Genomic DNA, 25,079 nt, shown 5'->3' on the forward strand with positions numbered 1-25,079 from the left:
GACGTCGACGCTCCATCGTGAAAATTGAACGCGAGCTATATCAGCTATGCTTGTAACCTATCTAACAATATATTGTTCAATGCTTTATTGCAGCAAAGTCGTGTGATCAGCCCCCGGCGAAGGCAGAGATTACCAAGGCCAGGGAACTAATGCCATCAATCAGACTTAGGTCGACGATCTACTAGAACGTATAGGTCCCACCAAAACGATAACCATTGATCGTGTCGGAGTCACCGCTTGCTGCATTTTCGAATTTTGACTGACCATAGCCTGCCCACAAAGTGGCACCCTTCACCAAAGCATATTTCACCCCAATTTGGTAGGCATTGGCAGTCACGCTGCCAACTCCATAGTTGATGGACCCACCAGCTGCTGTCGACGTAAAAGTTGCTGAGTTATCCAACGTACCATTCCCCACAAAAACGTAAGGAGTCCATTGCCCCAATGGAACACGCACACCAATCTCAGTCATTCTGGTCGAAATACCGCCAGCACCTACTTGGTTATTGTTTGCGCCAACTGCATAGGTACCCCATGCCAATGCACTCCCGAAGTCATATGCAACATTGATGAAGTTACTTGTGACTTGGCGCTTGGCCGCAGTGGCTTCCTGTGTCAAATCCAAACGAGCCCCGTGAATACTCCATGGCCCTTTGTCGAAGTCAACTCGAAGCAGCAAGCCATTCAGATTGCTAGACGAGTTGGTCCCCGCTGCAGCTCCGGTAGAGGTGGTACCACTGTCCGTTCCAATATAGGTGACCGCACCACTCAGACCATCAAAATTGGGCGTCGCATAGGTCAGTGCATTCTCGTAGCGAGGCTGAATGCCAGTGACCCCATCCAGAGGGCTCAGATAGGGACCTGACACCTGGGTATTTGCATTGTGCACCGCGGACGTATTCAGCATGGCTAACGCGCCCCTGTTGATCGCAACGGAATTGACGGTCCCATGAAAGGAGCCACCGATTGCAGAATCTTGTAGAGCGCCCGAGTTGCTGGCATAGGCAAAAGCGGTGGTCAACTGGGAGCCGATGACGACCTTGCCCCATGTTCCGGCGAGGTATATATTGCCTTCCCGGACTTGGCCGAAGGGCGTTCCATTGTTGGTGCCTTGCACGGTTCCGTTATTTGAGACATTGCTCGGATTCAAGCTCCAAGCTATCACGCCGCCAGCCGTAAGGCCGCCGGGAACATCGATGGAGCCGCGAATGCCTAAAGCGCTTGTGTAGTTGCTGCTGACTACACCCCCCGCTTGACTGGTCGTGGTGTGACCATTCGCCACATTGCCGACGTTCACGTCACGCGTGGTGGCGCCTGCGCCCAAATCAATGGTGCCAAACAAAGCGTATCCTGTGTCAGCAAATGCCACACTAGAAGCCGCCATGGCAGCCAATGCAACAAGCTTACGCCGAAAAGATGTGTAACGAATCATGAGAAAACTCCGTGATGATTGATGAGGTATGTTCTTACATTCAAATGTGCTCTAGTCGCAGCTACCTCGTCACCATTGTTCGCTCTGGCAGCTATCACTTTCGCACATCCTTGAAAATGCTTCACTTGGGAAATGCAGCGGTTTCAATCTTCCGTCGACGAGACATCCATTGGCAACAAAATACGTAGCTATGTTCCGTTCTTTGGAATACTACTTATATAGTTTTGTTGATGCGACGTCCCCCGGGGTTTGAGTAGCCTGTGACTCTGGAGTCCAATTCCATGAAGCAGGAGATTGGACGTGAAGAAGAGATTTGCCGAAGAACAAATCATCGGCTTCCTGCGAGGAGCCGAAGCTGGTTTGGCAGTTGCCGAGCTGTGCCGCAGGCATGGCTTCTCGGAGACCAGCTATTACCTCTGGCGTAGCAAGTTTGGCGGAAAGAATGTGTCGGATGCCAAGCGCCTGAAGGAGTTGGAAACGGAAAACGCACGCCTCAAGCGGTTGCTGGCCTAAGCGATGCTGGAAAACGAGGTGACGAAAGAAGCCTTGCGAAAAACTTGGTGAGCGCACCGGCCAGACGCGAACTTGTGCGCCACATTGTCAGCCACTGGCTGAGCGAACGTCGTTCGTTGCGTGTCATTGGCATGAGCGCCAGTGCATACCGTTATGAGCCCGCACCGGAAGCAACTGCGCACTCCAGGAGAATATCTTCGCTCTGGCACGGCGGAATAGGCGCTACGGTGCTGGCATGATCTATCTGAAGCTGCGCCAGGCCGGAGAGGTCGTCAATCACAAGCGAGTCGATCGCCTGTACGCCGAAGCTGGTTTGCAGGTGAAGAAGTGCAGACGCAAGAAGATACCGCTGAGCGAACGCTACCCGCTGGAGCGCCCAACGGTGGCCAATCAAGTGTGGTCCATGGACTTTCTATAGTCCGCCCGCAAACCGCAAGCTCAAACTGGGTGGCGCTAGACGACTCGCGTATATCTATCCGGCCTGTCGCGGGCACTTCTAAAGTGCCCCTGGCCTGCATGAAGAAGCCGCAAACTCCTGTCCCGATTAGTGTGAAGGCGTCAAAAGCGCCGTAAGTCCAGACGGGTCTACGGGGGCGACGGATGGTCGTTGCTGCCATGTCGAAGTCTTCGCGAGCTGCGGAAACCGAGAAAAATCTATTGCCCTGCGTGCAGTCGATGCTGCACTTGGTACACCTGATCACCGCGTAAAACGGCCCATGCTATGCGTGCGATCTTGTTGGCCAAGGCCGTCACTGCAACATGCCCGTTCCGGCGTTCTCCGAGTTGGATGAGCCAATTTTGTAGCGGGTCATTGGGATGATTGTCCTTCCACACCTTTACGGCTCTTGCACCCTGAATCAGAAGACGTCGCAAGTAGCTGTTGCCCCGTTTGGTGATGCCGATCAGCCGAGTCGTACCTCCCGTAGATAGTTGCCGCAGTACGATCCCTACCCACGAAGCAAGATCACGCGCTCGTTTAAATTCGGCTCCATTGCCAACTGAAGCCACAATGACCGTCGCCAGCAGCGGCCCGACGCCCGGTATCGATTGGAGTCGGTGGCAGGTCTCGCTACCTCGCGCGAGCTGCTCAATCTTGGCGTTCAGTTGTTCACGTGTTTGCTCTGTCTGATTCCAGGCCTGCAGCAGGATGGCAAGAAGATCACGCATCATTGGTGTAAGCGGATCTGTTTCATCCACCAGCAGTTTCGGCAGCACCGTGCGCAGCGCATAAAAGCCTTGGGCAATCTCAATACCGCGGCCAAGGAGCAGACCTTGTATCTGGTTGGTCATGGCGAGCCGCTGGCGTATCAAGCGCTCCCGTGCTCTGTGAAGAGCCTGTAAGTCCATCTGTTCTTCACTGCGAACGGCGCAAACCGCATCGTGGGCATCCTGGCGGCTTCTGCAATGGCAAGTGCGTCATTGAAATCGTTCTTCTGCGACTTTATGAAGGGCCTATCCTACTGGGCCGGAAGAAGCTCGACCTCATGGCCAAAGCCAAGGGACTTGCGTGCCAGGTATTGGTTTCCGCAACACGTCTCCATGCCCATGAGGCTTGGTGGGTGCCGCGCCACGAATTCGATAAGTTGAGCTCGGTTGAACTTCTGACGATGCGTTACATGGCCCGCAGCGCCTTTGCCAACAATATGAAACCAGCATTTGCCAAGGTCGATCCCGAGAGTTTTGGTGCTCATGATTTGCTCCTGAAGTGAAGATGTAACGATAGAAGAAAAAGTGCGGGCGGACCATTCCTTTAGTGTTTGGTCGCACCGCAGAGGGGAGCAGCATCAAGAGCCTCACGGTAGTGGATGACGGCTGTGGCGATCGTTCCAGAGCGCGCATTGGGCGGTAACCAACTGGTGCGCATCCTGGAACAGTTGGCCACGACACGAGGGCTACCCAAAGCCATCAGAACCGACAACGATCTCCTTAGGAAGTAGGTAATCCAAAGGATGCACGTCGCAATGGGTGGCTGACAACCATTCTGCATTTCCTATGGCAAGGAGTTCTGCAGCCGAGCCATGCTGACATGGGCGCATGCACGGGGCGTTCAGTTGTTCCTGATCGAACCGGGCAAACCTAACCAGAACGCCTACATCGAATCATTCAACGGGCGGCTCCGGGATGAATGTTTGAATGGGCATTGATTTACCAGTTTGCAGCATACCCGTGTTGTCATTGAATCCTGGCGCAGGGAATACAACGAGGAGCGACCAAAGAGATCACAGGGCGGAATGACTCCGGCTGCCTATGTAAAAACACTGATTCAGAAACAAGTTAAATTACCCTCGGACTCCAAAGCCCAGTGCTACTGAAAACGGGGGGGGGGTCGAGATTGACTACGATCGCCCGTATCAATAGATCCGAACATCGTGCTCCATTAGGACTTCTCGTATCTGTCGTGCTGCATCGCATAGAATCGGTGCAACGCGCATGCGTAGAGCTACCAGGTCAGGGTTTACCATTGCATGTCCGCTGCAGAGGCTCATAAGCGTTCTGTTACATCCGACCTTTATCGGGAGAGCGATGCCAAAGGTGTTGCGGCGAAATCCGTCCGAGACGCAGCATACACCAGTCATGGCGAGCTCCTCGAAACTGCGGCGTACGCTCAGCTCTACCAGTCCGGCTTTGGTCTCGTCAAATGAAGTGAGGTTACCGGACACCACTCTGTGCCGCTCATCCTCAGGCAACGCCCACATATAGGCGTGACCGGTTGCGGTCTTGATCATCGGCATGACGGTACCCACAATGAGCCGCAAACGCGCTCCATTGGAGGCAGCACTGGAAGCAACCACAAGCATATCTGAACGACTCGGTATGGAAAGCGAAAGACAGCCTCCGAGAAGAGCGGAAAATTTGGTCATCGGAGTGTGAATATTTTTAATGAGCACGTTGCTCTCAATAAATGCGTGACCGATTCCGGTTGCTCTTGGTGTCAGCTCAAATTTCCGTCCACGTGCATCACGCACAAGAAACCCCTGACTCAGTAGTGTGCTGGTAAGGCGTGAAACAGCAGCCTTGGACAGCCCTGTTCTCGCAACCAAATCAGAATTGGAAAGAGACTTACACTCCGATCGAAAAGCACGCAAAACCTGGAGGCCACGAGTGACAGTCAACATCGCCAAGCCGTTCTCATTAACCGGTGTGAATGCATTCACTGCAACGAACCTAGTTGTTTTGACAATCTCAATAATATTGGGCCCAATACTCTTTCAACACGCTGGCGGCTCAGTTGCCCACTCGGCGCACCACAGGCCAACACGCGTGGCTCCTGATTCGCCATATGAACGGGGACAGCAATGATGCCAAACTCTGGATTTCCCATTGTAGCGGACCAACAATATCCTCTTTCCCCAATTTGGAAAGTCGCGTTACCCGCTCGTCTGCGTAGCTGCGGCCATTCACCTGCCATCTGATTCGCGAGACTGCTGTACAGACAGCAGCGCTCATTGTCGGGAAGTGATGCCAAAAATGCCCAACCGATGGGTGACGTAGCCATATTAGTGCGCCTTCCCATTTGCATTTCCGGTGGCACCTTGTACAACGAATTTCCAGTACTAACTAGTACTTTCAACTCCAATCGGAATCGCGAACTTAGTACCAAGTGGCAACGTTGTTCGCTGGCGGTTTCCTGCATCCAGTGGCGGGCAGTTTGATGTACCTCCGAGTTGGCCGCTGTTGCATAGCCCAACGCGAGAACAGAGGCAGACAGTCTATACTTGCGTTCAACTGGTGCATGCAGAAGATACCCTAGTGTGACCAATGTTTGTGCCAGACGAGTAATTGTCGCCGTAGGCAAATTAGTGCGTCTGGCCAATTCAAAATTGCCCAACCAGTGATCCCTGGAAGTAAAAGCACTGAGCAACGAGAGCGCTCGAACAAATGGGACAACTCGCGTGCCTGAAATTTCTTCTCCAATAGTTTCAATCTGCCCTTGATGCGTAGGCATTTGTCGATCTTCCAATGCCTTGGCTTCCCCTCTTTGTTTGACTGCACAACCCATAGATATATTCAAAAGTTTGCTCCAAGTATTTCAGCGCCATATCTCTCACTATACATAAACCAGTAGATGATGTCGGCCGTGCAGACTGCCTCGGTACGAAGCGTCTCATCCGATGAATACCTTCGAATAGGTCAGTCTTGCACCTCTGTGTTCTAAGGCAAGCCAATTTATTCTTCAACGATGTCGTTATTTTTGATATGCGTCGAAACCTATATCAGCCATGCAGACTGGCTATGTTTCGTGTCGGAACCACCCTATTTTGATGGGAATGAACCGCAGATACGCCCATTTGCCATGCTGCTCTAAAGGACTCTGAATGCACAGGCACATCCTTGTGGGCCACCTTGCAGTGCATTGGCAGACTGGCGTGTTACGAAGCTTCAACTACGGATTTGCGACTCTTCATGAAGAATGCCAAAATTTGCCACACCACAAAAACACCTATCAATGAAAACAAGGTGCCGCTAATCGGTCGGGTCAAGAAAGCACTGAAGTCTCCTCGACTTATCAACAACGATCTGCGAAAATATTCCTCCAACATAGGTCCCAGAATGAATCCCAGCATGAGTGGAGCTGCCTCCATCCCCAGGCGCATGAAAAGGTAACCGAAGAGACCAAAGAGTGCCGTAATGTAGATATCGTCTAGGTTCCCGTTAATGCTGAAGGTGCCAATGCAGCAGAAAAATAGAATTCCTGGGAAAAGCACATTGAATGGTATTTTGAACACCGAAAGCCAATAACGTACCAACGGCACGTTGAGCACTACCAAAAAGCAATTCCCGACCCACATACTGGCGACCAGACCCCAAAATAGATCCGGATGCTTCGATATCATGTCTGGCCCAGGTTGGATACCCTTGACGATGAAGGCTCCCATCATCAAGGCCATGACCGCGTTCTCAGGAATTCCCATAGCCATCAAAGGAATGAAGCTTGTGCGGGCTGCTGCTTCGTCAGCCGCCGCTTGACCAGCCACCCCTTCGATCGCGCCGTGGCCAATTTCGTCCTTGTACTTGCTGAACCGTTTGTCAACTGCATAGGCTGCAAACTGTGCGATCACCGGACCGCCACCGGGCAAAATACCGAGAAAGGAACCTATCGCACTACCCCTCAAGGCGCTGGGTATGATGCGCTTGAACTCAGGCCATGTTGGCATTAGTTTAATGACACCATTGAAAGGTGTAATGTTGCTTCCGCTATCGAGATTCTTAACTACTTCGGCTATGCCAAAGCAACCCAAGGCAATGCTTATCAGGCCGATACCATCCGCCAGGAACGACATACCCAGAGTGAAGCGCTGAACACCGCTATTGACGTCGGTTCCCACGGAGCCGAGTAGTACACCAATCAGCGTCATCGCGAGGCCGTTTAGCAAACTTCCGGTGGTAACGAAGCTCACACAAAAGAAGCCAAACATCATCAAAGCACAGTAATCAGCAGGACCAAACAGAAGCGCTACTTCACCCAGCAATGGGGCAAGTGTTGCCAATACGACTATGGCGATAGTCCCTCCGATAAAGCTGGAGATTCCCGCAGTAAAAAGAGCAAGACCCGTTTTCCCTTTCAGAGTCATCTGATAGCCATCAATGCAGGCAACAATGCTGCTTGCGTGCGGAATTTTCATCGTAATAGCACTTACGCTATCACCGTATTGCGCACCGTAGTAGATACCGGCCAACATGATGAGTGCACCGTTGGTTGGAATAGAATAGGTCAGCGGTAATAGCAGGCTAATTGTGGACAAAGGTCCCAGCCCAGGCAATAGTCCTACTAGCGTTCCAATGACGCAGCCCATGGCGCAATACAAGAGGTTTTGTAGTGTCAACGCACTTTCAAAACCGAACGTGAGGTTGTGCAGGATGTCCATTAGATTAAAGGTAGATTGAGGTCGAGTGCATTCTTGAACGCAAAGGCGATTACGATGAGGACGGCAGCGATTTTGAGGTTGCGTGCGATTGAATAGGGCTTGCTTGCATAGGAGCTACAAAAGACGAGAAACACGATGCCTGCAGTCATGTTGACGAGGTTCGACAGTAGCGCAAATCCGCACAGACTCAGCAGAATGAGAGTTATGTTTCTGACGCTATAGCTAATAGGGACGGACGCTACAAAATGTGAGCGCACTACGGTGATGGTGCCGATCAGGAAAAGTAGGCAACTTACCAGTAGCGGAAAGAGCCCGGGGCCTGCCCTCCCAAATTCGCCCACCTTGTATTTTAATGAAACAAGGCCGAAGGTAAGGGCAATAGCCATGATGCAGAAGCCACGTAGGTAATTCAAATTCTTCATACGTCACCTAAGATGCTTCGACCGCCAAAGAAAAATACAAAAACGTTCAATGCGGATCGCGAAAACGATGGGATAAATGACGACTTATTTCTCACTTTTTGTCTCTTGTTAGTTTTTCATTCAAATGGTCAATCGAAAAGGCTACATGACCGGAGTTAATGCAGTGCCACCCTTAAAGAATGCCTCAAGGTTGCCACAGACGAGGTCTTCCATGTCTTTCCTGGTCTCAAACGTACTGGCAGCGATATGTGGCTGTACGACCACGCGACCGTCCTTCAGCAATGCTTGTGGAATATGTGGCTCATGCTCAAACACATCCAGACCTGCACCGCCGAGTTGATGTGATTCAAGCGCATGTATCAAAGCCTTCTCATCTACAACGGAACCTCGTGCGATGTTGATGAGAATACCTGTAGGACCCAAGGCCTTCAATACTTCTGCATTGACCAGATGATAGGTAGTCAGTCCGCCAACGCAGGACAGCACTAAAAAATCCGCCCATTCTGCCAAGGCTGTCAGAGATGGCTCATAGCCACTCAAGTCAGGCTTGTCGCGCGTGCCGAAGTACCTTACCTGCATATTAAAACCGACAGACCGAGCGAAAATAGCCCGGCCAATGCGCCCCATGCCCACGATCCCGAGCCGCTTGCCGTGCACACTCTGAGTCAGCCCATACGCTCCATTGCGCCAAGCGCCCGAACGCGCAAACGCATCGGCCTGTGGGATATGGCGGGCGGTGGCTAACAATAGTCCCCAGGCCATATCAGCGACACATTCAGACAAAACGTCTGGCGTGTTGGTGACGGTGATTTCATGGCGTCGAGATGCCGCCAAGTCGATTCGCTCCATTCCCATTCCGAAGCAGGCCACAACTCCCTTGGGAATTGCCTCCATCACATAGGTGGGACAACCGTGTCGCGACATGGTTACCGCTCCATCGAATGCTGCAGCGGACCGCAGATAGTCCTCCGGGGTCTTCTCAGTCCACAAAGGGTGGAGTTGATAGATGGATGAGAGACGTGCTTGCAGACTTTGCGGCAATGGTCCAATTTGCAAGAGGCGTCTCATGAGAACAGTCTCTGGTGATGAGGTGTTTTGAAGTGCGTGGTCGATCTCATCCGACTCAGTGCACTAGTCCGTTTGTATGCCAGAAGCCTTGATCCAGGGGATCCAGCGCTCGAAGCTGGCGTCAAGTTTCACCTGAAACATTTGTCGATCTTGGGATTCGCCGAAACCGCCCTCCGCCAGACGTGCGGTGATCTCCGGTTGATGCAGAACCTGTCTGAGTGCATGCTCAAACTTTAGCTTGAGATCTGGCGACATACCCGCAGGTGCAAACAACCCATACCAGTTCGATAGCAATAGTGCCGGAGCCCCTACCTCCGCAGACGTAGGTATATCCGGAAGTTGATGGGATCGCTTGTTGTCATAGAGGGTAATAGCTGTCAATCGCCCCTCTTCAATAAAGGGCTTTAGGACTGGAACATCTGCATTTAGCAGATCAACGTTACCAGCTAGAAGATCCGCAATGGCTGGTGCGGCACCGCGATAAGGAACATGAACAAGATCGATATTTTCTGTTTTCGCAAAGAGCTCGGCACCGATGTGCATCGTGCTTCCAACGCCGGTAGATCCGTAGGTCAATTTCTGGGTGCCTTTTGCTTTCTGTACAAGTTCTGAATAGTTTTTGACGCCCAGGCTGGCTCGTGTAACCAATACAGGTTGAACCTCGCCAAGCAAATAGATCGGCTCGAGATCTTTTCTTGGGTTGTAGGGAAGCTTGGGAGTCGTTCCTGAAGTGATAACTAAGTTGGAAGTAGTAAGCAACAAAGTAGAGCCGTCCGAAGGCGACTTCGCCGCAGCGGTGCCGACAATGCCACCAGCACCTCCTCTGTTATCGATCACAACGGACTTCCCAAGTGCCGCACCGAGCGGTTGTGCGATGATCCTTGCAATCTGGTCAGTGGGCCCACCTGTAGCGAAAGGTACGATGATCTTTACGTCATCACCCGCTTGAGCCTGTGCACCATAAGCCTGCAGGCTGGCCATAAAAATGATTTGAACCAGGTTTCGTAGAACCTTCATTGCTTGTCTCCAATTCTTGCAAGAATTTTCTTTGGAAGCTCAAATGGCACTCATTGCATAATCACGTTGTCTACCCGGCGTACCGTGCCTCCACCAAGCCAGAGACCCCCGGGTCTATGGCCAGCAAAGCCCCAGCCAACGGCTCGCGCGCATGGGCTTCCGCTGACAGCCTCTGGGAATGGCTGGTAATGTAGAGTGTCTCCAGCCTCTCTCCACCAAACGCTGGACAGGTGGGGTTGGTGACAGGCAATTGGATGACCCGGTCGACCTCTCCCTGCGGCGTCAACCGAATCAACTGACCTGTGGCAACCATGCAGATCCAAAGGCAGCCCAGTACGTCTGTCACAGCGCCGTCCGGGCGACCGGGCTGACCTGTCCAGTCCTTGAGCAGCCTGCGGTTGCTGATCTGCCCCTCGTCGAGGTCGTAATCAAATGCCCAGGTTAACTGATTGTGGGTGTCAGAGAAATACATCGTCTTGTCATCCGGACTCCAGCAAATCGAGTTAGGTAGCACGAAGTCACTCAGCACAGAACGGCAGCCTTTACCAACTTCTTGGCAATAGAGTGTGCCCACCGGGATTCGTTGGGTATCGTGCATGCTTCCGAACCAGAAGCGCCCCCGTCGGTCACAACGCCCATCGTTCAGGCGCAAGCCCGGCTTGCCCGCTTCAGGGTTGCCCAGAAAGGTTGGCGCCTGCCCTGTCCTCGGATCATAGAGACAAAGCCCTGATGCGGTAGCCAGCAAAAAACTACCGTCCTCGCGCAAGACGATTGATCCCGTCACGAGCTCGGGATGCAGGCGAATGGCAGCGTGCCTGCCGGTAGCCGGGTCATAGCTCTGAAGCGCAGGGCGCCTTACATCAATCCACCAGAGCTTGGATGTGTGTTCACACCAGCGCGGCGTTTCACCCAGAATGTCGCCAGCCTGGGCAACACAATCGACAGAAATGTGCTCTGCTGTTTTCATATCACTTGTACTTCTTGCGCGCAAGATCAGACAGCGATATGCCATCCTTGATGTCGGCCTGCAAATCGTAGATTTTCATTTGGTATGTCTCTTGGTCAGGTGCGGCTCGAACCTAACCATTTGTAAATGCAATGAAAGCATTCTTCTACGAGTCCCGAAGCAGGGGAATGCACTCTCACCTATATCAGCCATGCCTCCTGGCTATGTGCCGCACAGATTACTTGAACGCCATAGGGCACACAAGCGCCCACCATTCAGCGATCAGACGTCGAGCCGTTTCCGGCATAGTCGATTTCCCTTAGCAAGGTAAGCGTTTCTCGCAGCAAACGGGAGGTCGTTCCGGCCCGCGGAAGCGCCAAGAACAGCCGATTGATGACCTCCGGGGGGCCTATTCTCGCCGAACGCAGTCTATAGCCCTTACCCATGGTCCTGAGAACCGACTCCGGCAATATCGAATACCCGACACCTTGTGCGACCAACGTCAGCACTGTGGTCACACCACCGACTTCCGCCACGATATTGGGCTTGAGACCATGCGGTTTCAGCTCTGCATCAATAACAGCACGGATGGAGCTAGGCGCACTGGGAAGCACGAGTGGGTAGCCCACCAAGGCTTCCGGTCGAATCATTTCCGGCAATGGCTCCAATGACCATTGCGCAACTAGCACAACCGGCTCTTCGAGCAGAGGCTCCAACAACAGAGATGGCGTCACGGGGGGATCGAATAGCAGGGCAACATCCAAACGTCCAGCAATCAGCCACTCCTTGAGGTTGACACTCAGTCCTTCTGAGATGGACAAGACTGCCCGCGGCAAACGCGCTCGAAATCTCTGTATGAATGCGGCACTGACTGCGACTGAAATGCGCGGAGGCAATCCAACAACGACTCGCCCAACCGGACTGGACTCCATATCCCTGAGCTCGTCTTTCGCCATATGTATCGTCTGAAGCACAGATCTTGCGTGGATCAACAGAACGGCTCCCGCGGCCGTTGGCGCCACACCTCGCCCGGTTCGACTGAATAACCTTTGCTGCAATTCCGCTTCCAATTGAGCGATCTGCCGGCTCAGGGTAGGCTGCGCCAAGTCAAGCGCAGAGGCAGCGGCACTAAAGCTGCCTGACTCAGCTACTTGCACAAAATACTCAAGATGTCGAAGCTCCATAGTCTTGAAGCATAGCTGATATAGGCTCCCATTTCTTACTCAGCCAGGACTAGCACTCTAATAATTGCGCCACTATCGCCGCGTCCCCCAAAAGGCCATTGCCGTAATTACTATTGACTGAAAGCGGGTTTATGCCAATTCACAAATCAGATGCGGAAAGCCCGCTCGAAACAAGGCTGCATGTTGTGCTGACACAGCAGAAGATTCAGATACCCCCCCCATGGGAACAGGAATTTCTGCCGGAGTTTGAGGCAATTCTTTCACAAATTGCCGTTGTCAGGCAATCAGTCCCCAATGACATTGAGCCAGCCCACGTCTTTTGTTCAACTCCTACGGACGGAAGAACCCATGACTGATTCGGCGTCAATTTGGGAGCTGGGACAACAGCTTCGAGAAGGTCGACTGAGCGCAGAGGCCATTACATGCGCCAGTTTGGACCGCGTAAGAGCAGTGGACGGCAAAGTCAAGGCCTTCACCCAGCTCTGCGAAACTTCCGCCATCGCAGAGGCAAAGCGAGCGGACGCAGAATTGCGACGCGGAATTGACAGAGGTCCTTTGCATGGGATTCCGTATGTCATCAAGGACATATATGACGTTGAGGGCATGGTAACGACATGCAACTCCAACTTGCGACTGCATGAAGTTGCGACGACGGACAGTGCTGTGGTTGAACGTCTGCGATCGGGTGGTGCCATCATACTGGGCAAGGTAAATACCTACGAATTTGCAATGACAGTCCCGGGGCCAGGTTTGCCATTTCCTTCCCCTCGCAATCCGTGGAACACATTGCATGTCACCTCAGGGTCATCCTCAGGGTCTGCAGCGGCGGTTGCCGCTGGCATGGTCAGGCTGGGCCTGGGTTCTGATTCGGGTGGGTCAATCCGTGGACCGGCTGCCTACTGTGGCGTCGTCGGACTGAAGCCAACTTATGGTTTGGTATCCAAGCGTGGCGTATTTCCGTTGTCTTGGAGTATGGACCATTGTGGCCCGATCACCGGATCGGTGCACGATGCCGCACTGGCACTCCAGGCCATGGCTGGCTACGATGAAATGGATCCCTCCAGTGTGCAGGTAAATGTGCAGGAATACAGCCTAGGGCTGCATGATGGCGTTGAGGGGATGAGCATCGGAGTGCCTTGGGAATTCTTCAGAGATTCACCAACCATGCAACCTGAGGTCCTGCAAGGTATTGAGCATGTGCTGGACATGCTGCGCGAAGCGGGTGCGCGAGTCGTTCCCATCAAGCTCCCCTCGATCGAACAATTCATAGCATGTGGGCGTGTGATTCTTGCATCTGAGATGTATGCAGTTCACCGGCAGGATTTACAAACACGTCTCGAAGGCTACAACGCAATTACCGCAAGTCGCCTTGCCATGGGAGCCGCCATTGGCGCAGCCGACTACCTGGACGCACTCCGACTAAGACGTGTCTTGATTGACGCGATGGACGCCTCATTGGACAGCGTTGATTGCATCGTAACCGCCTGCGCACTGACTACCGCACCCAAATACAAGGCCAGCGATAGATTGCGCCATTGGCCGTTGCAATTGAATATGTTCAACGTCACAGGGCACCCTGCACTAAGCTTGCCAACAGGACTTGATGCCAAAGGTATGCCAATGTCCCTTCAACTCGTCGCCCGTTGCTTTGACGAAAAAACGGTATTGCGGGTTGGTCAGTTCATCGAAACCGCAGTAGGTTGGCGAAAGGAGATCCGACCTTCGCTCCAACCAACAGACGCACAATGACTATATTCAAGTAGTGTGGCGATGGAATCGGCCACTGTTAAGCGACTTCTGCCGTGGGTTGTTGCCACGGCTCTTTTCATGGAGCAGCTTGACTCCACCATTGTCAACACCGCTGTCCCGTCCATGGCGGCAAGCTTTCATGTGACACCATTAAGCCTCAGAGGGGTAGTCGCCAGCTACATTCTGAGTTTGGCCGTCGGCATACCCATTAGTGGATGGACCGCTGACCGTTTTGGTACAAGGCGTGTATTTGCAATAGCTGTTGCTGTGTTTACGTTGGCATCTGTCCTGTGCGGGTTGTCGGTCAACGTTCCCATGCTGGTCGCGGCCAGAATTCTTCAGGGTATTGGTGCAGCCATGATGATGCCTGTGGGCCGGCTGGCGGTTATCCGTACATTTCCCAAGTCCGAACTACTGGTTGCGATGAATTTCGTAGTCATCCCCGCCCTTATCGGTCCCCTGCTCGGGCCCACAATTGGTGGACTCATTGTTCACTGGCTTACGTGGCGTGATATCTTCTTTGTCAACGTACCAGTAGGACTTGCTGCACAATGGCTCATATACCGTTATATGCCAGACTACCGCAATGACGATCCTGGCTCCCTAGACCTCGTTGGACTTTTGCTATTCGGTTCCGGGGCGGCCCTGCTGTCGTGGTTGCTTGAGGTATTCGGTGAACATCACATGGATGCGACATCCGCTACGCTATTATTAGCCATATCCATCAGTCTGCTCCTTGCGTACGGCATGCATGCAAATCGTACTGAGTTTCCACTTTTACGCCTGGCGCTATTCAAAGTCCGCACCTTCCGTGTGTCCGTGCTAGGTGGGTTCGTAACTCGTCTAGGCCTGGGCGGAATGCCGTTTCTTTTACCTCTGCTATACCAACTAGGTCTTGGATTACCCTCGTGGCAATCAGGTCTACTCATGATGCCCGCAGCAGCCGCTGCAATCGGCATGAAATTGATTGCGAGCAAAGTTCTGTCGCGCTTTGGATTCCGCAAGGTACTCGTAGTCAATACGCTCATGATCGGTCTGACCGTATCACTCTTTTCCTTGGTGCAAGCGAGCACTCCGCTATGGAGCATCGTCGCCTTGAGTTTGGCACAAGGTTTCTTTAATTCTTTGCAGTTCACAAGCATGAATACCATGGCCTATGCGGATATTAATCCAAAGGACTCCAGCATGGCCAGCACGATTGGCAGCTCGATGCAGCAGCTATCGATGAGTTTTGGTCTGGCCTGTGGTTCTCTGGCGACAGCTTGGTTTCTTGGGGATGTCCCGCAATCCGAAAGATTGGCCGTGACCAATGCACTGCACCATGCCTTCTTGACACTTGGTGCTGTGACTTTGATCTCCTCATTGTCATTCTGGACGTTAAAAGCTAACGATGGAATTACAGTTAGCCGCGGCGCACAAATCTCCACTTGAATGCAATTGATGAAATCATCAGGGCAAGCGTCGGCTCATTGCAACAGCACCCAGAATGGCGAGCATGAGGCAGACCAATGATGCGCCCAATAGGGAAAACGCCACATCTCCAAGCTCAACTTGCGGAAACATGGCCTTGCCGACGTTGTAGGAGGCAACGCCGTATGAAATGCCCACAATCAACCAACCCAACCTGCGGCGATAGCGGCGCCCTATTTCCTGCCCGGCGGTGCTCATGTTGATGTGGCAAATGAGCCTTCCATCGATAGTGTCCGTGATGATCATTCCGAAAGTAAAAACCAAGCCTGCCACAAGCGCAGCCAGCACGCCACCTCCACCATTTCTTGCCACGTAACCCCAGGCAGAGGCCTGTGTTGCCGTATCGAAGACGGTGGCAAACAGTACGCCGATGATCACCACTGCCCAAGGGCTGGAGTGCTCTCTCAACTTGCGCGGGATGAGTTTGAGTTTCCAGCCCACAGGGGCATAAGCCATTTGCGGACGCAGCAACATGCGCAGATTCATTGTGCCCACCAGCACCAACAGCAGAGTGGGTATCCATTCAAAGATGCGGACGAGCACCTCAGGTACATTCGCCAGATATGTGAGCCTGCTGACCCCAACTGCTATGGACGTTACCAACATGCCATGTCCAACTGCAAACAGCGTACCGATCCAGGGCGCGTGGGAACGGTCGTGGTTGCGGCTCAGCGCCCTCCAGGTGAAACCATCAATGCAGGCTATGTGGTCTGGATCAAGCCCATGCCGCAAGCCCAATACAAACATGAGAATCATGCCTGTAAGAGATGTCAATTCTGCTTCCATTTCGATGTCCTATATATGCGAAGATACCGTGGGTATGAAATGAACATGCAGTTTCTACGCTATTGTGGCTCATGTATCCTCAAAATAGCTTACTTGATGATTTCGACTTCCTCGACAACAAGTGTTCTACTCCGTCCTACGAACTTGGCGCCGTCGGCCAGAAGTGCCTGACCTTCCGGAGAAACCCTAGCTTCGCGCATCGCTTCAATGCTGTCGTACCAGACTTCGGCAATGCCGTTGGCAGGAAAGTCGAGCTCAACGATGTCCTTGCGAATAACCTGATCGCGAATTTCAGATTGCACATATCGCCGGATTCCTTTTACCGCCAGCGCCAATGGGCCATGGACTTCTCGCCAGTACTTGTTGAACTGTTCATCAGTCCAATCATCTTTTTTAACCAGTATTGTTACTGTCTTGATCACTTTCATTTCCTCTCAAAAAAACCAATCATTAACGGTTTCAGTTCGGTGCACGGTAGACCCACAAGCCGCAAGCTGGATGGCAATCCAATCGATTCAGTCCAGCTGAATGTTGAGGGTTCTCGTTACTTCACCCCAGTAGCGCAAATCTTCCTTTATCAAGTTGCCCAATTGTTCAGGCGAAGATGAGGCGGGCTCTGCGCCAAGCGCTGTCAGTTGCTGACGAACCTCTGGTTGAGACAGGGCCTTGACAACTGCATCATTGATTTTTGCGATCACCTCACGCGGCGTACCTGACGGTGCAACCAGTGAAAACATGGCCACCGCTTCTGCGCCGGGCAGACCAGCTTCAGACATTGTCGGTGTGTCCGCAAGCGCGGCCAGTCTCGACTTTCCTGCTACTGCAATCGCGTGAAGTCGGCCTGACTGCACCATGCCTTGGATAGGTGGCAGCCCGCTGAACATCAATTGAATTCTTCCAGCCAACAAGTCAGATATAGGCTCCTGATTGCCCTTGTATGGCGTATTTACAAGCTGAATACCAGCCTTGGCTTGCTTGATCTCACCAAGCAAATGATTGACGCTTCCGACACCGGAGGATACAAAATACACCTTGCCGGGATTTGCCTTTGCGTAAGTGATTATTTGCCTTAGGTTCTGACCGTTTGCACCCGGACCGGCAACCAGAATGTTTGGCACATTGGCGACCAAGCTGATCGGTGTCAGGTCCTTGAAAGAGTCGTATGGAACTCCCTTCATGATAGAAGGGTTGATCGCAAGTGCACCGCTGGTACCCAAGCCAATGGTATAGCCGTCTTTTGATGACTTGGCGACGAGGTCCATTGCGATATTACCACCAACCCCAGGTTTGGGATCAACGATTACCGGCTGCCCAAGGATCTCAGTCATGGGTTTTGCAATCGCTCTGGCAACTATATCGACGGTGCTACCCGCCGCAAAAGTGGAAACAAGCCAAATGGGCTTGGCCGGATAAACTTCTGCACACGCGGTCAAACACAAAGTCGAGAGGAATGTGGCGGCTACAAGCACCGTCAGTTGCTTTGCAAATGGAATTTGCATAATTACTTGTCTCGCTTTTTAATTGGAACACTGCCGCTGCTCAACCATTTTTCCTTCGTCATTCCCCCCCTGCGACAGGCTATCTTTCCTAGATGAACTCAGTTCTCATTTTGAATGACAGTACTGATGTTTTACTATCGGAATAGTGTCGAAGCACTGGAGTCAGAGGGTAAGGCTAGCCATATCAGTTCTAGCCTTGCCCCAACCACACTAATCTTCAATGGGTGGACTGAAACGGGCCGGGCGCATGACCCTTACATCTTGTTGTGAAAAGGTTCCGCGGTTTGTTTCTTTGAACGCACTCCACTCAGGATCTGCTTCCAGACGTGCTCGCCGTTGCTCTCTATCTGCGAGGCTGTTATAGGCCCACACATGCAGCACTTGATTCAATGGACCAATCTCACTTAGATAGCAACCCACCAGCTTTCCCAGGTGGCGCTTTAGGATAGGCAATCCATGCCTTTCATAGCGATCCAGGTAGTCATCCATTTTCCCGTGAGCTACCGTGTAAGTGCGCAGTTCTACAATCATTGCTTAGTGCTCCAATAATGATGACATCTTATGTAAGAACCGAAGTCACCCGGCGTACCGTGCCTCCACCAAGCCAGAGACCCCCGGGTCTATGGCCAGCAAAGCCCCAGCCAACGGCTCGCGCGCATGGGCTTCCGCTGACAGCCTCTGGGAATGGCTGGTAATGTAGAGTGTCTCCAGCCTCTCTCCACCAAACGCTGGACAGGTGGGGTTGGTGACAGGCAATTGGATGACCCGGTCGACCTCTCCCTGCGGCGTCAACCGAATCAACTGACCTGTGGCAACCATGCAGATCCAAAGGCAGCCCAGTACGTCTGTCACAGCGCCGTCCGGGCGACCGGGCTGACCTGTCCAGTCCTTGAGCAGCCTGCGGTTGCTGATCTGCCCCTCGTCGAGGTCGTAATCAAATGCCCAGGTTAACTGATTGTGGGTGTCAGAGAAATACATCGTCTTGTCATCCGGACTCCAGCAAATCGAGTTAGGTAGCACGAAGTCACTCAGCACAGAACGGCAGCCTTTACCAACTTCTTGGCAATAGAGTGTGCCCACCGGGATTCGTTGGGTATCGTGCATGCTTCCGAACCAGAAGCGCCCCCGTCGGTCACAACGCCCATCGTTCAGGCGCAAGCCCGGCTTGCCCGCTTCAGGGTTGCCCAGAAAGGTTGGCGCCTGCCCTGTCCTCGGATCATAGAGACAAAGCCCTGATGCGGTAGCCAGCAAAAAACTACCGTCCTCGCGCAAGACGATTGATCCCGTCACGAGCTCGGGATGCAGGCGAATGGCAGCGTGCCTGCCGGTAGCCGGGTCATAGCTCTGAAGCGCAGGGCGCCTTACATCAATCCACCAGAGCTTGGATGTGTGTTCACACCAGCGCGGCGTTTCACCCAGAATGTCGCCAGCCTGGGCAACACAATCGACAGAAATGTGCTCTGCTGTTTTCATATCACTTGTACTTCTTGCGCGCAAGATCAGACAGCGATATGCCATCCTTGATGTCGGCCTGCTGCCGTGTATCGCCTCCCGCTATTCGTTCCGCCTCTGTAAGCACTGCCAGCACGTGTGCAAAAGCGACGAATACCACCCCCGCTTCATCTGCGGCAACCAGGTCTCCGGCGTGCACCCCCACGCCTGAAATACGAACCGCGCCGTTGATTTCGACGGTTTCAAGCCGCCACTTTCCGGTAATGGGCGTCGCCCCTCGCGACCAAATCGGAAACCCTAGCTCACGGGAAGAGCCCGGATCGCGGTAGGAGCCATCAATCACCGCTCCTGCACAGCCGGCCCGCGATGCAACCATGGCCGACTGCCCTCCCATGTTGGAAACGCTGCTAAGACCCTGAATCACTACTACATCACCAGGATCCGCCAGGTTGTATGCCTCATGCTCGCCCATGCGGCCTACACCGCTACGCACGCTTTCTCCGACATTCTCTCTGCGCTCAACGTTGCGAACAGTTACAGCCTGACCAACCATACGTGCATCGGGAAGTTGGCACGGCAGTTCAATCGCAGATATGGCACCGACCAGATTGAGTTGGTCTAGCGCATCACTGAGGTTGGCAGTAAGGTCCGGAAGTGCCTTAACGCGGGCAATAATATCGGGCGACAGCCTGTCGAAGAACTTGTGGCGCACAGCCTCTGCAGGAACACGGCCTGTCAATGGCCGATCTAAACGGGCTTGGGTTTGGGAAGTAGGGAGTGTCATTCAATACGTCTTTGTGGGAAGCGAGCTTCACGCCCTGCCAGATCGGTTTTCTTTTCTGCCATTCTTGCCGCAATTACTTCGCAAGGGAATGCAGTCGCACCTATACCAGCCATTACTACTGGCTATATTGGGCCTTATCCTGTTCTAACCGCTTCTTGCTCTGCGCGCCATCAAAGACCCAACGTGAGAGCGATTCAACAACTTCCAGCGGTTTTTCTGGCAAGAGCGCATGGCCTGCGCCGTAAATTATCTCTTCCGTCACCCTGTCGCCCAACGTGTTCTTCAGAACATGCGCAAACTTTCTCTGCGCCACCGTGTCGTCAAATGCCTGCAGGTGTAGAAGTGGGACGGTGCCAGCCGCGAATATTTCCTGAATCGGTGTGCGAAGCTGGGCTCGGCGTTGCATCGCCTTGGTTGCCGGAAACCAGCCGTCCAGCCATACGCTGGGGTCATTGCCCGGCGCAAAGAAAGCCAGCTGCAGCAACCTCAGACGTTCTTGTCTAGGCAAAGATTCGTCGCTACATGCGTAGATGGCTCGATCCACTTCTGTATCGTAGGGAGATTCTCCGGTGGGGATCCAGCCCGGAGAGGCCGCAACAAGTGCTACGGCGTGCAAAACATCGGGGAAATAGGTGGCTACTGCCCGGGCAACGAAGTTGCCAAACGCATGTCCTGCGACGAAGGCGGCGGGTGGGCAAATGTACTCAATGACCTGTGCAACATCTTTCGCAAGATCACGCATGTCAATGCCTTCACCAGGCCCGTGGCTTCTGCCTACGCCCCGGGGTTGCGGCCTTATAACCTGAAGGCCCTTTTCTACGAGCAGGGGTGCCACTTCATCGAAGTCATTGGCACTGCGCCCGAGTGAGGGGAGCATTACGATTGCTGGGCCCTCTCCCTCTAGCAAGACTTCAATTTGCCCGCCTTCGATTCCTACAAGGATAGACTGTGTTTCCAAATAAGCCATGTCATTCGTCCACGCTGATGTTGAATTTCTCCGCGATAGACTTCCACCGAGCCGATTCGGCGCGCGCCGACGCCAGAAAGGCGTCTCCAGCAAGGGGGGCTGCATCGAAGCCGCGTGCATCCAGTGCCGAGAGAAATTGCAGATCCCGCATGGCGGCATCAATGGTGACCTTGGCAGCGGTCACCGCAGCATCCGACATGGTGGCCGGCCCGAGGATGCCCCACCAGCCAGGCACAACGGCGCTCGGATAGCCCAGTTCCGCGATGCTAGGCACTTCAGGAAGGCGTTTGCTTCGTTTAGTGTCAAGGACAGCCAAGGCATACAACTTCCCACTAGTGATAAATGGGCCTGCAGTCGCGGCACTGATCAAAGCCGCATCGATGTTGCCTGCGATCAGGTCTGTGATCGAAGGCACCATACCTTTGTACGGAACACGCAGTACCTCGACGCCAATCTGGGAGGCCAGTAGCGCCGACCCTATGTCATTCAGCGTGCCATTACCCGTGTTTCCGACGCTCAGCGGCTGACGCTTGGCCAAATCCACGAACTCCTTGAAGGTCTTGACCGGCAATTTTACATTTACGACCAGCATGAACGGATTGCTTGCGACGCGGGCGAGAAACCGAAAGTCCTTGAATACATCTATGGGCATGTGCTTGCGCACAGCCGGCAATACCGACAAGCCGTCAGAGGATGTGAACATCAAGGTATTACCATCCCCCGGACTCTTTGCGGCGGCCTCCATGCCAATCAGTGATCCAGCACCAGCGCGGTTGTCAATGTTCCAAGGACTACCGGCTTTGCCCATGGCCTCTGCAAGCAACCTGGCGATCGTGTCATTCGCAGCACCAGGCGGAAAAGGAACGATGATCTTTCGGGTCTGCTGCGCCGAGCTGATGCCTATAGTCAGCAATCCAGCCATGCCAGTGAGCAGGCGACTAAGAACGCTGCGACGAGAGTGTGCGATAGGCTTCGTGATCATTTAATTGGTTTCGCGGATTCAGTGGGATACATCGCTCTCATTATTCGACGTCACATTGCCCTTTGAAACCGATCGATGCCTATATCAGCTATGTCTTGCACCTATGGGAATTGGCTGGTTTTTTCCGAATACTTCTACGGTAGCGTCAACTAACTGAGAAACCCCTTCTCCATACTTGCCTTCAAGTGGTTGACAAACAGAGTAACGGCCCTGGGCACATATACGGCGTATGGTCGTATTGCAAATATTCTTTCTGCAAATGTGCCGACGGGTCGCCAATCTGGCAGGACTTCCAGGAGTTCACCACTTCGAAGCCCAGCCTGGGCTGAAAAATCCGGGACCAATGCTATGCCAAGGCCTGCAACGGCGGCATCTCTCAGTGCCTCACTGTTATTCGCCGCAAGCGCCCCCCCTACCGGAACAGCTATTCGGCTGGCGTGCTTTGCTCGACCTTGTTTGGGCTCAAAAGTCCATACTGGTGAATCGTTATCGCGCGGGTAGTGCAAGCAATCGTGTTCGACAAGCGTCTGCGGGTTAGTCGGCACGCCACGCCGGTCCAGGTAAGCTCGGCTCGCAACCAGCAAAGAATAGGTTTTGCAAAGAGGCCAGGCGACATGCGTGTCCGGTAGTGTCGCAGTGTGCCGAACAGCCAGGTCAAACCCCTCCGTGGCAAGCGAACTCAGACGATCAGAGAGAGTCAACTCAATGCGGATCGCCGGGTGCTCCAGCAGAAAGTCCGCCACCATTGGCACTAGCTGTTGGCGCCCCAGCGCCACGGGTGCGGTCACACGCACCAAACCGCGTGCTTCCCCAGCGCTGTCCTTGGCACCATGAAAACTCCTCGCAATCTGCGAAAAGGCCTGATAGGTATCGCCCACCAGACGTTGCCCAGCTTCAGTCAACCGCATGCTACGGGTGGTGCGCCGCACCAGTGGCATACCGATGGCCCGCTCCAACTCGGAGATGTGCTGGCTCATTGCAGCCTTGCTCACACCCAACCTTTGCGCCGCGGCCGTGTAACTGCCTTGCTCAGACAGTACGATGAGCCAGTGCAGGTGCGACCAGAGGGTATCGGCTTTTTGATTCCGCATCCCGTATTGTTCACCAAATTGAACAAACATTTCAATCCGTTGACGTAGGCAAGTGGCGAATGTCTTCATAGACTTCGTGCTCTTGATACATCTTACAAAGTGACCTCTCATGACACCCTATACCGATTCCACCGAAGTTGCGCAGTACATCCAGGGTGTACGCACCGCGGGCAGCAGCACGCGCACGCAACCCGTCTACAACCCTGCCACCGGCCAGGTGGCACGCCAGGTGCGCCTGGGCAACGCGGCTGACGTAGCCGCCGCCGTGGCCTCTGCCAACGCGGCATTCCCCGCCTGGGCCGACACGCCACCCATCCGGCGCGCGCGCATCATGTTCAAGTTTCTGGAGCTGCTCAATGCCCGGAAGGACGAACTGGCCCGCGTGATCACCGCCGAACATGGCAAGGTGTTTACCGATGCGCAGGGTGAAGTCTCGCGCGGCATCGACATCGTCGAGTTTTCCTGCGGCATTGCCCAGTTACTCAAGGGTGACTTCACCGACCAGGTGAGTACCGGCATCGACAACTGGACACTGCGCCAGCCCCTGGGCGTGGTGGCCGGCATCACGCCGTTCAACTTCCCCGTGATGGTGCCCATGTGGATGTTCCCGGTGGCGATTGCCGCAGGCAACACCTTTGTCTTGAAGCCCAGTCCGCTGGACCCCAGCCCCAGCCTGCTGATTGCCGACCTGTTCAAGCAAGCCGGTCTGCCCGATGGCGTGTTCAACGTGGTGCAGGGCGACAAGGAAGCGGTGGATGCGCTCCTGGAACACCCGGATGTGAAGGCCATCAGCTTCGTGGGCTCCACACCCATTGCCAACCACATCTATGAAACCGGCGCGCGCCACGGTAAACGCGTGCAAGCCCTGGGCGGCGCCAAGAACCACATGGTGGTGATGCCCGATGCCGACATCGATCAGGCGGTAGACGCCCTGGTCGGCGCAGGCTATGGCTCGGCTGGCGAACGCTGCATGGCCATCAGCGTGGCGGTGCTGGTGGGGGATGTAGGCGATCGCCTGATCCCCAAACTGCTGGAGCGCACCAAGTCCCTCAAGGTGCTGGACGGCATGAACCTGGCGGCCGAGATGGGCCCCATCGTGACCCAGGCCGCGCACGCGCGCATCACCGGCTACATCGAACAAGGTGTGAAGGAAGGCGCCACGCTCTTGCACGACGGCCGTACCTTCAGCGGCGCTGCCGCCGGTGCCGGTTGTGACAACGGCTTCTGGATGGGGGGCACGCTGTTTGACAACGTCACGCCCGAGATGAAGATCTACAAGGAGGAGATCTTCGGCCCGGTGCTGTCCTGCGTGCATGTGAAAGACCTGGCCCAGGCGGTGAACCTGATCAACGCGCATGAGTTCGGCAACGGTGTCTCCTGCTTCACCCGCGATGGCAACGTGGCGCGCGAATTCAGCCGCCGCATCCAGGTGGGCATGGTGGGCATCAACGTGCCGATTCCGGTGCCCATGGCTTGGCACGGCTTTGGCGGTTGGAAGAAGAGCCTGTTTGGCGACATGCACGCCTATGGCGAAGAGGGCGTGCGCTTCTATACCAAGCAAAAGAGCATCATGCAGCGCTGGCCCGAGAGCATTGGCAAAGGCGCTGAATTTGTGATGCCCACGGCCAAGTGATCGAAGAGCATAGGTACAGCTTCTGAGATCGTGTTGAAGTCTATTGAGGCACTTTTGTTGACATACGTATAGCATCGACGCATGGCTGCTATGCGTCTGTTGACCTGATTACTTCAACAATCTAGTAAATAATGCCTTTGACTGATATCTTCCCGAACTTGGACTGTAAATGGGATCGCTGGAGGAGTCGTTTGTAGATGATGTAGCCACCTGGAGG

Annotated in this window: 23 protein-coding genes and 2 pseudogenes; 6 read left to right on the top strand and 19 right to left on the bottom strand. The window is 53.8% G+C overall.

Going from position 1 to position 25,079, the window contains the following annotated elements; all coding sequences use genetic code 11:
• Window positions 1-181: 181 nt before the first annotated feature.
• Window positions 182-1,432 (bottom strand): porin, encoded by a 1,251-nt coding sequence (locus AC1RMF_RS16295; RefSeq protein ID WP_493142750.1) that lies wholly within the window; start codon window positions 1,430-1,432, stop codon window positions 182-184.
• Between the two features lie 300 nt (window positions 1,433-1,732).
• On the opposite strand from AC1RMF_RS16295, the pseudogene AC1RMF_RS16300 reads away from it, so the two are divergent.
• Window positions 1,733-2,360: pseudogene (locus tag AC1RMF_RS16300) on the top strand (transposase); the annotation flags it as partial.
• A 239-nt stretch (window positions 2,361-2,599) separates the two neighbouring features.
• Here the strand turns inward: AC1RMF_RS16300 and AC1RMF_RS16305 are convergent.
• Entirely contained in the window at window positions 2,600-3,292 is a 693-nt protein-coding gene (locus AC1RMF_RS16305) for an IS110 family RNA-guided transposase (protein ID WP_493142752.1), read from the bottom strand.
• A gap of 137 nt (window positions 3,293-3,429) precedes the next feature.
• Between AC1RMF_RS16305 and AC1RMF_RS16310 the strand changes: the two genes are divergently transcribed.
• On the top strand, window positions 3,430-3,654 hold the full coding sequence (locus AC1RMF_RS16310; RefSeq protein ID WP_493142753.1) for a hypothetical protein: 225 nt from the start codon (window positions 3,430-3,432) through the stop codon (window positions 3,652-3,654).
• 32 nt (window positions 3,655-3,686) lie between these two features.
• Window positions 3,687-4,257: pseudogene (locus AC1RMF_RS16315) on the top strand (integrase core domain-containing protein); the annotation flags it as partial.
• A gap of 39 nt (window positions 4,258-4,296) precedes the next feature.
• Here AC1RMF_RS16315 and AC1RMF_RS16320 read toward each other — a convergent pair.
• From AC1RMF_RS16320 to AC1RMF_RS16355, 8 genes are all read right to left on the bottom strand, one after another.
• Entirely contained in the window at window positions 4,297-5,100 is an 804-nt protein-coding gene (locus AC1RMF_RS16320) for an IclR family transcriptional regulator (RefSeq protein WP_493142756.1), read from the bottom strand.
• On the bottom strand, window positions 5,097-5,945 hold the full coding sequence (locus AC1RMF_RS16325) for an IclR family transcriptional regulator (RefSeq protein WP_493142988.1): 849 nt from the start codon (window positions 5,943-5,945) through the stop codon (window positions 5,097-5,099). Before AC1RMF_RS16325 ends, AC1RMF_RS16320 begins: the two co-directional genes overlap by 4 nt.
• 370 nt (window positions 5,946-6,315) lie before the next feature.
• Window positions 6,316-7,812 carry a tripartite tricarboxylate transporter permease gene (locus tag AC1RMF_RS16330; RefSeq protein ID WP_493142758.1) on the bottom strand — a complete coding sequence of 499 codons (1,497 nt, stop codon included), beginning with the start codon at window positions 7,810-7,812 and terminating at the stop codon, window positions 6,316-6,318.
• A complete protein-coding gene (locus AC1RMF_RS16335) occupies window positions 7,812-8,234 on the bottom strand; it encodes a tripartite tricarboxylate transporter TctB family protein (protein ID WP_493142759.1) in 423 nt (140 codons plus the stop codon). Before AC1RMF_RS16335 ends, AC1RMF_RS16330 begins: the two co-directional genes overlap by 1 nt.
• Window positions 8,235-8,375: 141 nt before the next feature.
• Window positions 8,376-9,302, bottom strand: coding sequence for a 2-hydroxyacid dehydrogenase (locus AC1RMF_RS16340; protein WP_493142761.1), 927 nt, complete (start codon window positions 9,300-9,302; stop codon window positions 8,376-8,378).
• A gap of 63 nt (window positions 9,303-9,365) precedes the next feature.
• Window positions 9,366-10,319 carry a Bug family tripartite tricarboxylate transporter substrate binding protein gene (locus AC1RMF_RS16345; protein ID WP_493142763.1) on the bottom strand — a complete coding sequence of 318 codons (954 nt, stop codon included), beginning with the start codon at window positions 10,317-10,319 and terminating at the stop codon, window positions 9,366-9,368.
• Between the two features lie 70 nt (window positions 10,320-10,389).
• Entirely contained in the window at window positions 10,390-11,286 is an 897-nt protein-coding gene (locus AC1RMF_RS16350; protein ID WP_493142765.1) for an SMP-30/gluconolactonase/LRE family protein, read from the bottom strand.
• A 254-nt stretch (window positions 11,287-11,540) separates the two neighbouring features.
• On the bottom strand, window positions 11,541-12,449 hold the full coding sequence (locus AC1RMF_RS16355; RefSeq protein WP_493142767.1) for a LysR substrate-binding domain-containing protein: 909 nt from the start codon (window positions 12,447-12,449) through the stop codon (window positions 11,541-11,543).
• 348 nt (window positions 12,450-12,797) lie between these two features.
• Here AC1RMF_RS16355 and AC1RMF_RS16360 point away from each other — a divergent pair, with 348 nt between their 5' ends.
• Together AC1RMF_RS16360 and AC1RMF_RS16365 are read left to right on the top strand one after the other, a co-directional pair.
• Window positions 12,798-14,198, top strand: coding sequence for an amidase (locus tag AC1RMF_RS16360; protein WP_493142769.1), 1,401 nt, complete (start codon window positions 12,798-12,800; stop codon window positions 14,196-14,198).
• Window positions 14,199-14,219: 21 nt separating this feature from the next.
• Entirely contained in the window at window positions 14,220-15,629 is a 1,410-nt protein-coding gene (locus AC1RMF_RS16365; RefSeq protein ID WP_493142771.1) for a DHA2 family efflux MFS transporter permease subunit, read from the top strand.
• A gap of 18 nt (window positions 15,630-15,647) precedes the next feature.
• Here the strand turns inward: AC1RMF_RS16365 and AC1RMF_RS16370 are convergent, their stop codons facing one another.
• The 9 genes from AC1RMF_RS16370 to AC1RMF_RS16410 all read right to left on the bottom strand — a co-directional run bounded on the left by AC1RMF_RS16370 (window position 15,648) and on the right by AC1RMF_RS16410 (window position 23,229).
• On the bottom strand, window positions 15,648-16,454 hold the full coding sequence (locus AC1RMF_RS16370) for a HoxN/HupN/NixA family nickel/cobalt transporter (protein WP_493142773.1): 807 nt from the start codon (window positions 16,452-16,454) through the stop codon (window positions 15,648-15,650).
• Between the two features lie 89 nt (window positions 16,455-16,543).
• A complete protein-coding gene (locus tag AC1RMF_RS16375; RefSeq protein ID WP_493142775.1) occupies window positions 16,544-16,876 on the bottom strand; it encodes an EthD family reductase in 333 nt (110 codons plus the stop codon).
• Between the two features lie 93 nt (window positions 16,877-16,969).
• On the bottom strand, window positions 16,970-17,953 hold the full coding sequence (locus tag AC1RMF_RS16380; protein ID WP_493142777.1) for a Bug family tripartite tricarboxylate transporter substrate binding protein: 984 nt from the start codon (window positions 17,951-17,953) through the stop codon (window positions 16,970-16,972).
• Window positions 17,954-18,163: 210 nt separating this feature from the next.
• Entirely contained in the window at window positions 18,164-18,484 is a 321-nt protein-coding gene (locus tag AC1RMF_RS16385; RefSeq protein WP_493142779.1) for an NIPSNAP family protein, read from the bottom strand.
• 45 nt (window positions 18,485-18,529) lie between these two features.
• Window positions 18,530-19,426: an SMP-30/gluconolactonase/LRE family protein gene (locus tag AC1RMF_RS16390; protein ID WP_493142765.1), complete on the bottom strand. Its 897-nt coding sequence runs from the start codon at window positions 19,424-19,426 to the stop codon at window positions 18,530-18,532.
• Window position 19,427: 1 nt separating this feature from the next.
• A complete protein-coding gene (locus tag AC1RMF_RS16395) occupies window positions 19,428-20,117 on the bottom strand; it encodes an RraA family protein (protein ID WP_493142781.1) in 690 nt (229 codons plus the stop codon).
• Window positions 20,118-20,304: 187 nt separating this feature from the next.
• Window positions 20,305-21,276 carry an alpha/beta fold hydrolase gene (locus AC1RMF_RS16400; RefSeq protein ID WP_493142783.1) on the bottom strand — a complete coding sequence of 324 codons (972 nt, stop codon included), beginning with the start codon at window positions 21,274-21,276 and terminating at the stop codon, window positions 20,305-20,307.
• Entirely contained in the window at window positions 21,158-22,078 is a 921-nt protein-coding gene (locus AC1RMF_RS16405; protein ID WP_493142785.1) for a Bug family tripartite tricarboxylate transporter substrate binding protein, read from the bottom strand. Before AC1RMF_RS16405 ends, AC1RMF_RS16400 begins: the two co-directional genes overlap by 119 nt.
• Before the next feature lie 209 nt (window positions 22,079-22,287).
• Entirely contained in the window at window positions 22,288-23,229 is a 942-nt protein-coding gene (locus AC1RMF_RS16410; RefSeq protein ID WP_493142990.1) for a LysR family transcriptional regulator, read from the bottom strand.
• 109 nt (window positions 23,230-23,338) lie between these two features.
• On the opposite strand from AC1RMF_RS16410, the gene AC1RMF_RS16415 reads away from it, so the two are divergent.
• Window positions 23,339-24,862, top strand: a complete 1,524-nt coding sequence (locus tag AC1RMF_RS16415; RefSeq protein WP_493142786.1) for a CoA-acylating methylmalonate-semialdehyde dehydrogenase — start codon at window positions 23,339-23,341, stop codon at window positions 24,860-24,862.
• Window positions 24,863-25,079: the final 217 nt, after the last annotated feature.

This window comes from Rhodoferax sp. GW822-FHT04A08 (assembly GCF_058801025.1).

Bases quoted from the DNA above. Each gene is read 5' to 3' on its own strand.
- AC1RMF_RS16295 (WP_493142750.1), bottom strand. From the start codon at position 1,432: ATGATTCGTTACACATCTTTTCGGCGTAAGCTTGTTGCATTGGCTGCC.
- AC1RMF_RS16305 (WP_493142752.1), bottom strand. From the start codon at position 3,292: ATGGACTTACAGGCTCTTCACAGAGCACGGGAGCGCTTGATACGCCAG.
- AC1RMF_RS16310 (WP_493142753.1), top strand. From the start codon at position 3,430: ATGGCCAAAGCCAAGGGACTTGCGTGCCAGGTATTGGTTTCCGCAACA.
- AC1RMF_RS16325 (WP_493142988.1), bottom strand. From the start codon at position 5,945: ATGGGTTGTGCAGTCAAACAAAGAGGGGAAGCCAAGGCATTGGAAGAT.
- AC1RMF_RS16330 (WP_493142758.1), bottom strand. From the start codon at position 7,812: ATGGACATCCTGCACAACCTCACGTTCGGTTTTGAAAGTGCGTTGACA.
- AC1RMF_RS16335 (WP_493142759.1), bottom strand. From the start codon at position 8,234: ATGAAGAATTTGAATTACCTACGTGGCTTCTGCATCATGGCTATTGCC.
- AC1RMF_RS16340 (WP_493142761.1), bottom strand. From the start codon at position 9,302: ATGAGACGCCTCTTGCAAATTGGACCATTGCCGCAAAGTCTGCAAGCA.
- AC1RMF_RS16345 (WP_493142763.1), bottom strand. From the start codon at position 10,319: ATGAAGGTTCTACGAAACCTGGTTCAAATCATTTTTATGGCCAGCCTG.
- AC1RMF_RS16350 (WP_493142765.1), bottom strand. From the start codon at position 11,286: ATGAAAACAGCAGAGCACATTTCTGTCGATTGTGTTGCCCAGGCTGGC.
- AC1RMF_RS16355 (WP_493142767.1), bottom strand. From the start codon at position 12,449: ATGGAGCTTCGACATCTTGAGTATTTTGTGCAAGTAGCTGAGTCAGGC.
- AC1RMF_RS16360 (WP_493142769.1), top strand. From the start codon at position 12,798: ATGACTGATTCGGCGTCAATTTGGGAGCTGGGACAACAGCTTCGAGAA.
- AC1RMF_RS16365 (WP_493142771.1), top strand. From the start codon at position 14,220: ATGGAATCGGCCACTGTTAAGCGACTTCTGCCGTGGGTTGTTGCCACG.
- AC1RMF_RS16370 (WP_493142773.1), bottom strand. From the start codon at position 16,454: ATGGAAGCAGAATTGACATCTCTTACAGGCATGATTCTCATGTTTGTA.
- AC1RMF_RS16380 (WP_493142777.1), bottom strand. From the start codon at position 17,953: ATGCAAATTCCATTTGCAAAGCAACTGACGGTGCTTGTAGCCGCCACA.
- AC1RMF_RS16385 (WP_493142779.1), bottom strand. From the start codon at position 18,484: ATGATTGTAGAACTGCGCACTTACACGGTAGCTCACGGGAAAATGGAT.
- AC1RMF_RS16390 (WP_493142765.1), bottom strand. From the start codon at position 19,426: ATGAAAACAGCAGAGCACATTTCTGTCGATTGTGTTGCCCAGGCTGGC.
- AC1RMF_RS16400 (WP_493142783.1), bottom strand. From the start codon at position 21,276: ATGCACGCGGCTTCGATGCAGCCCCCCTTGCTGGAGACGCCTTTCTGG.
- AC1RMF_RS16405 (WP_493142785.1), bottom strand. From the start codon at position 22,078: ATGGCTGGATTGCTGACTATAGGCATCAGCTCGGCGCAGCAGACCCGA.
- AC1RMF_RS16410 (WP_493142990.1), bottom strand. From the start codon at position 23,229: ATGCGGAATCAAAAAGCCGATACCCTCTGGTCGCACCTGCACTGGCTC.
- AC1RMF_RS16415 (WP_493142786.1), top strand. From the start codon at position 23,339: ATGACACCCTATACCGATTCCACCGAAGTTGCGCAGTACATCCAGGGT.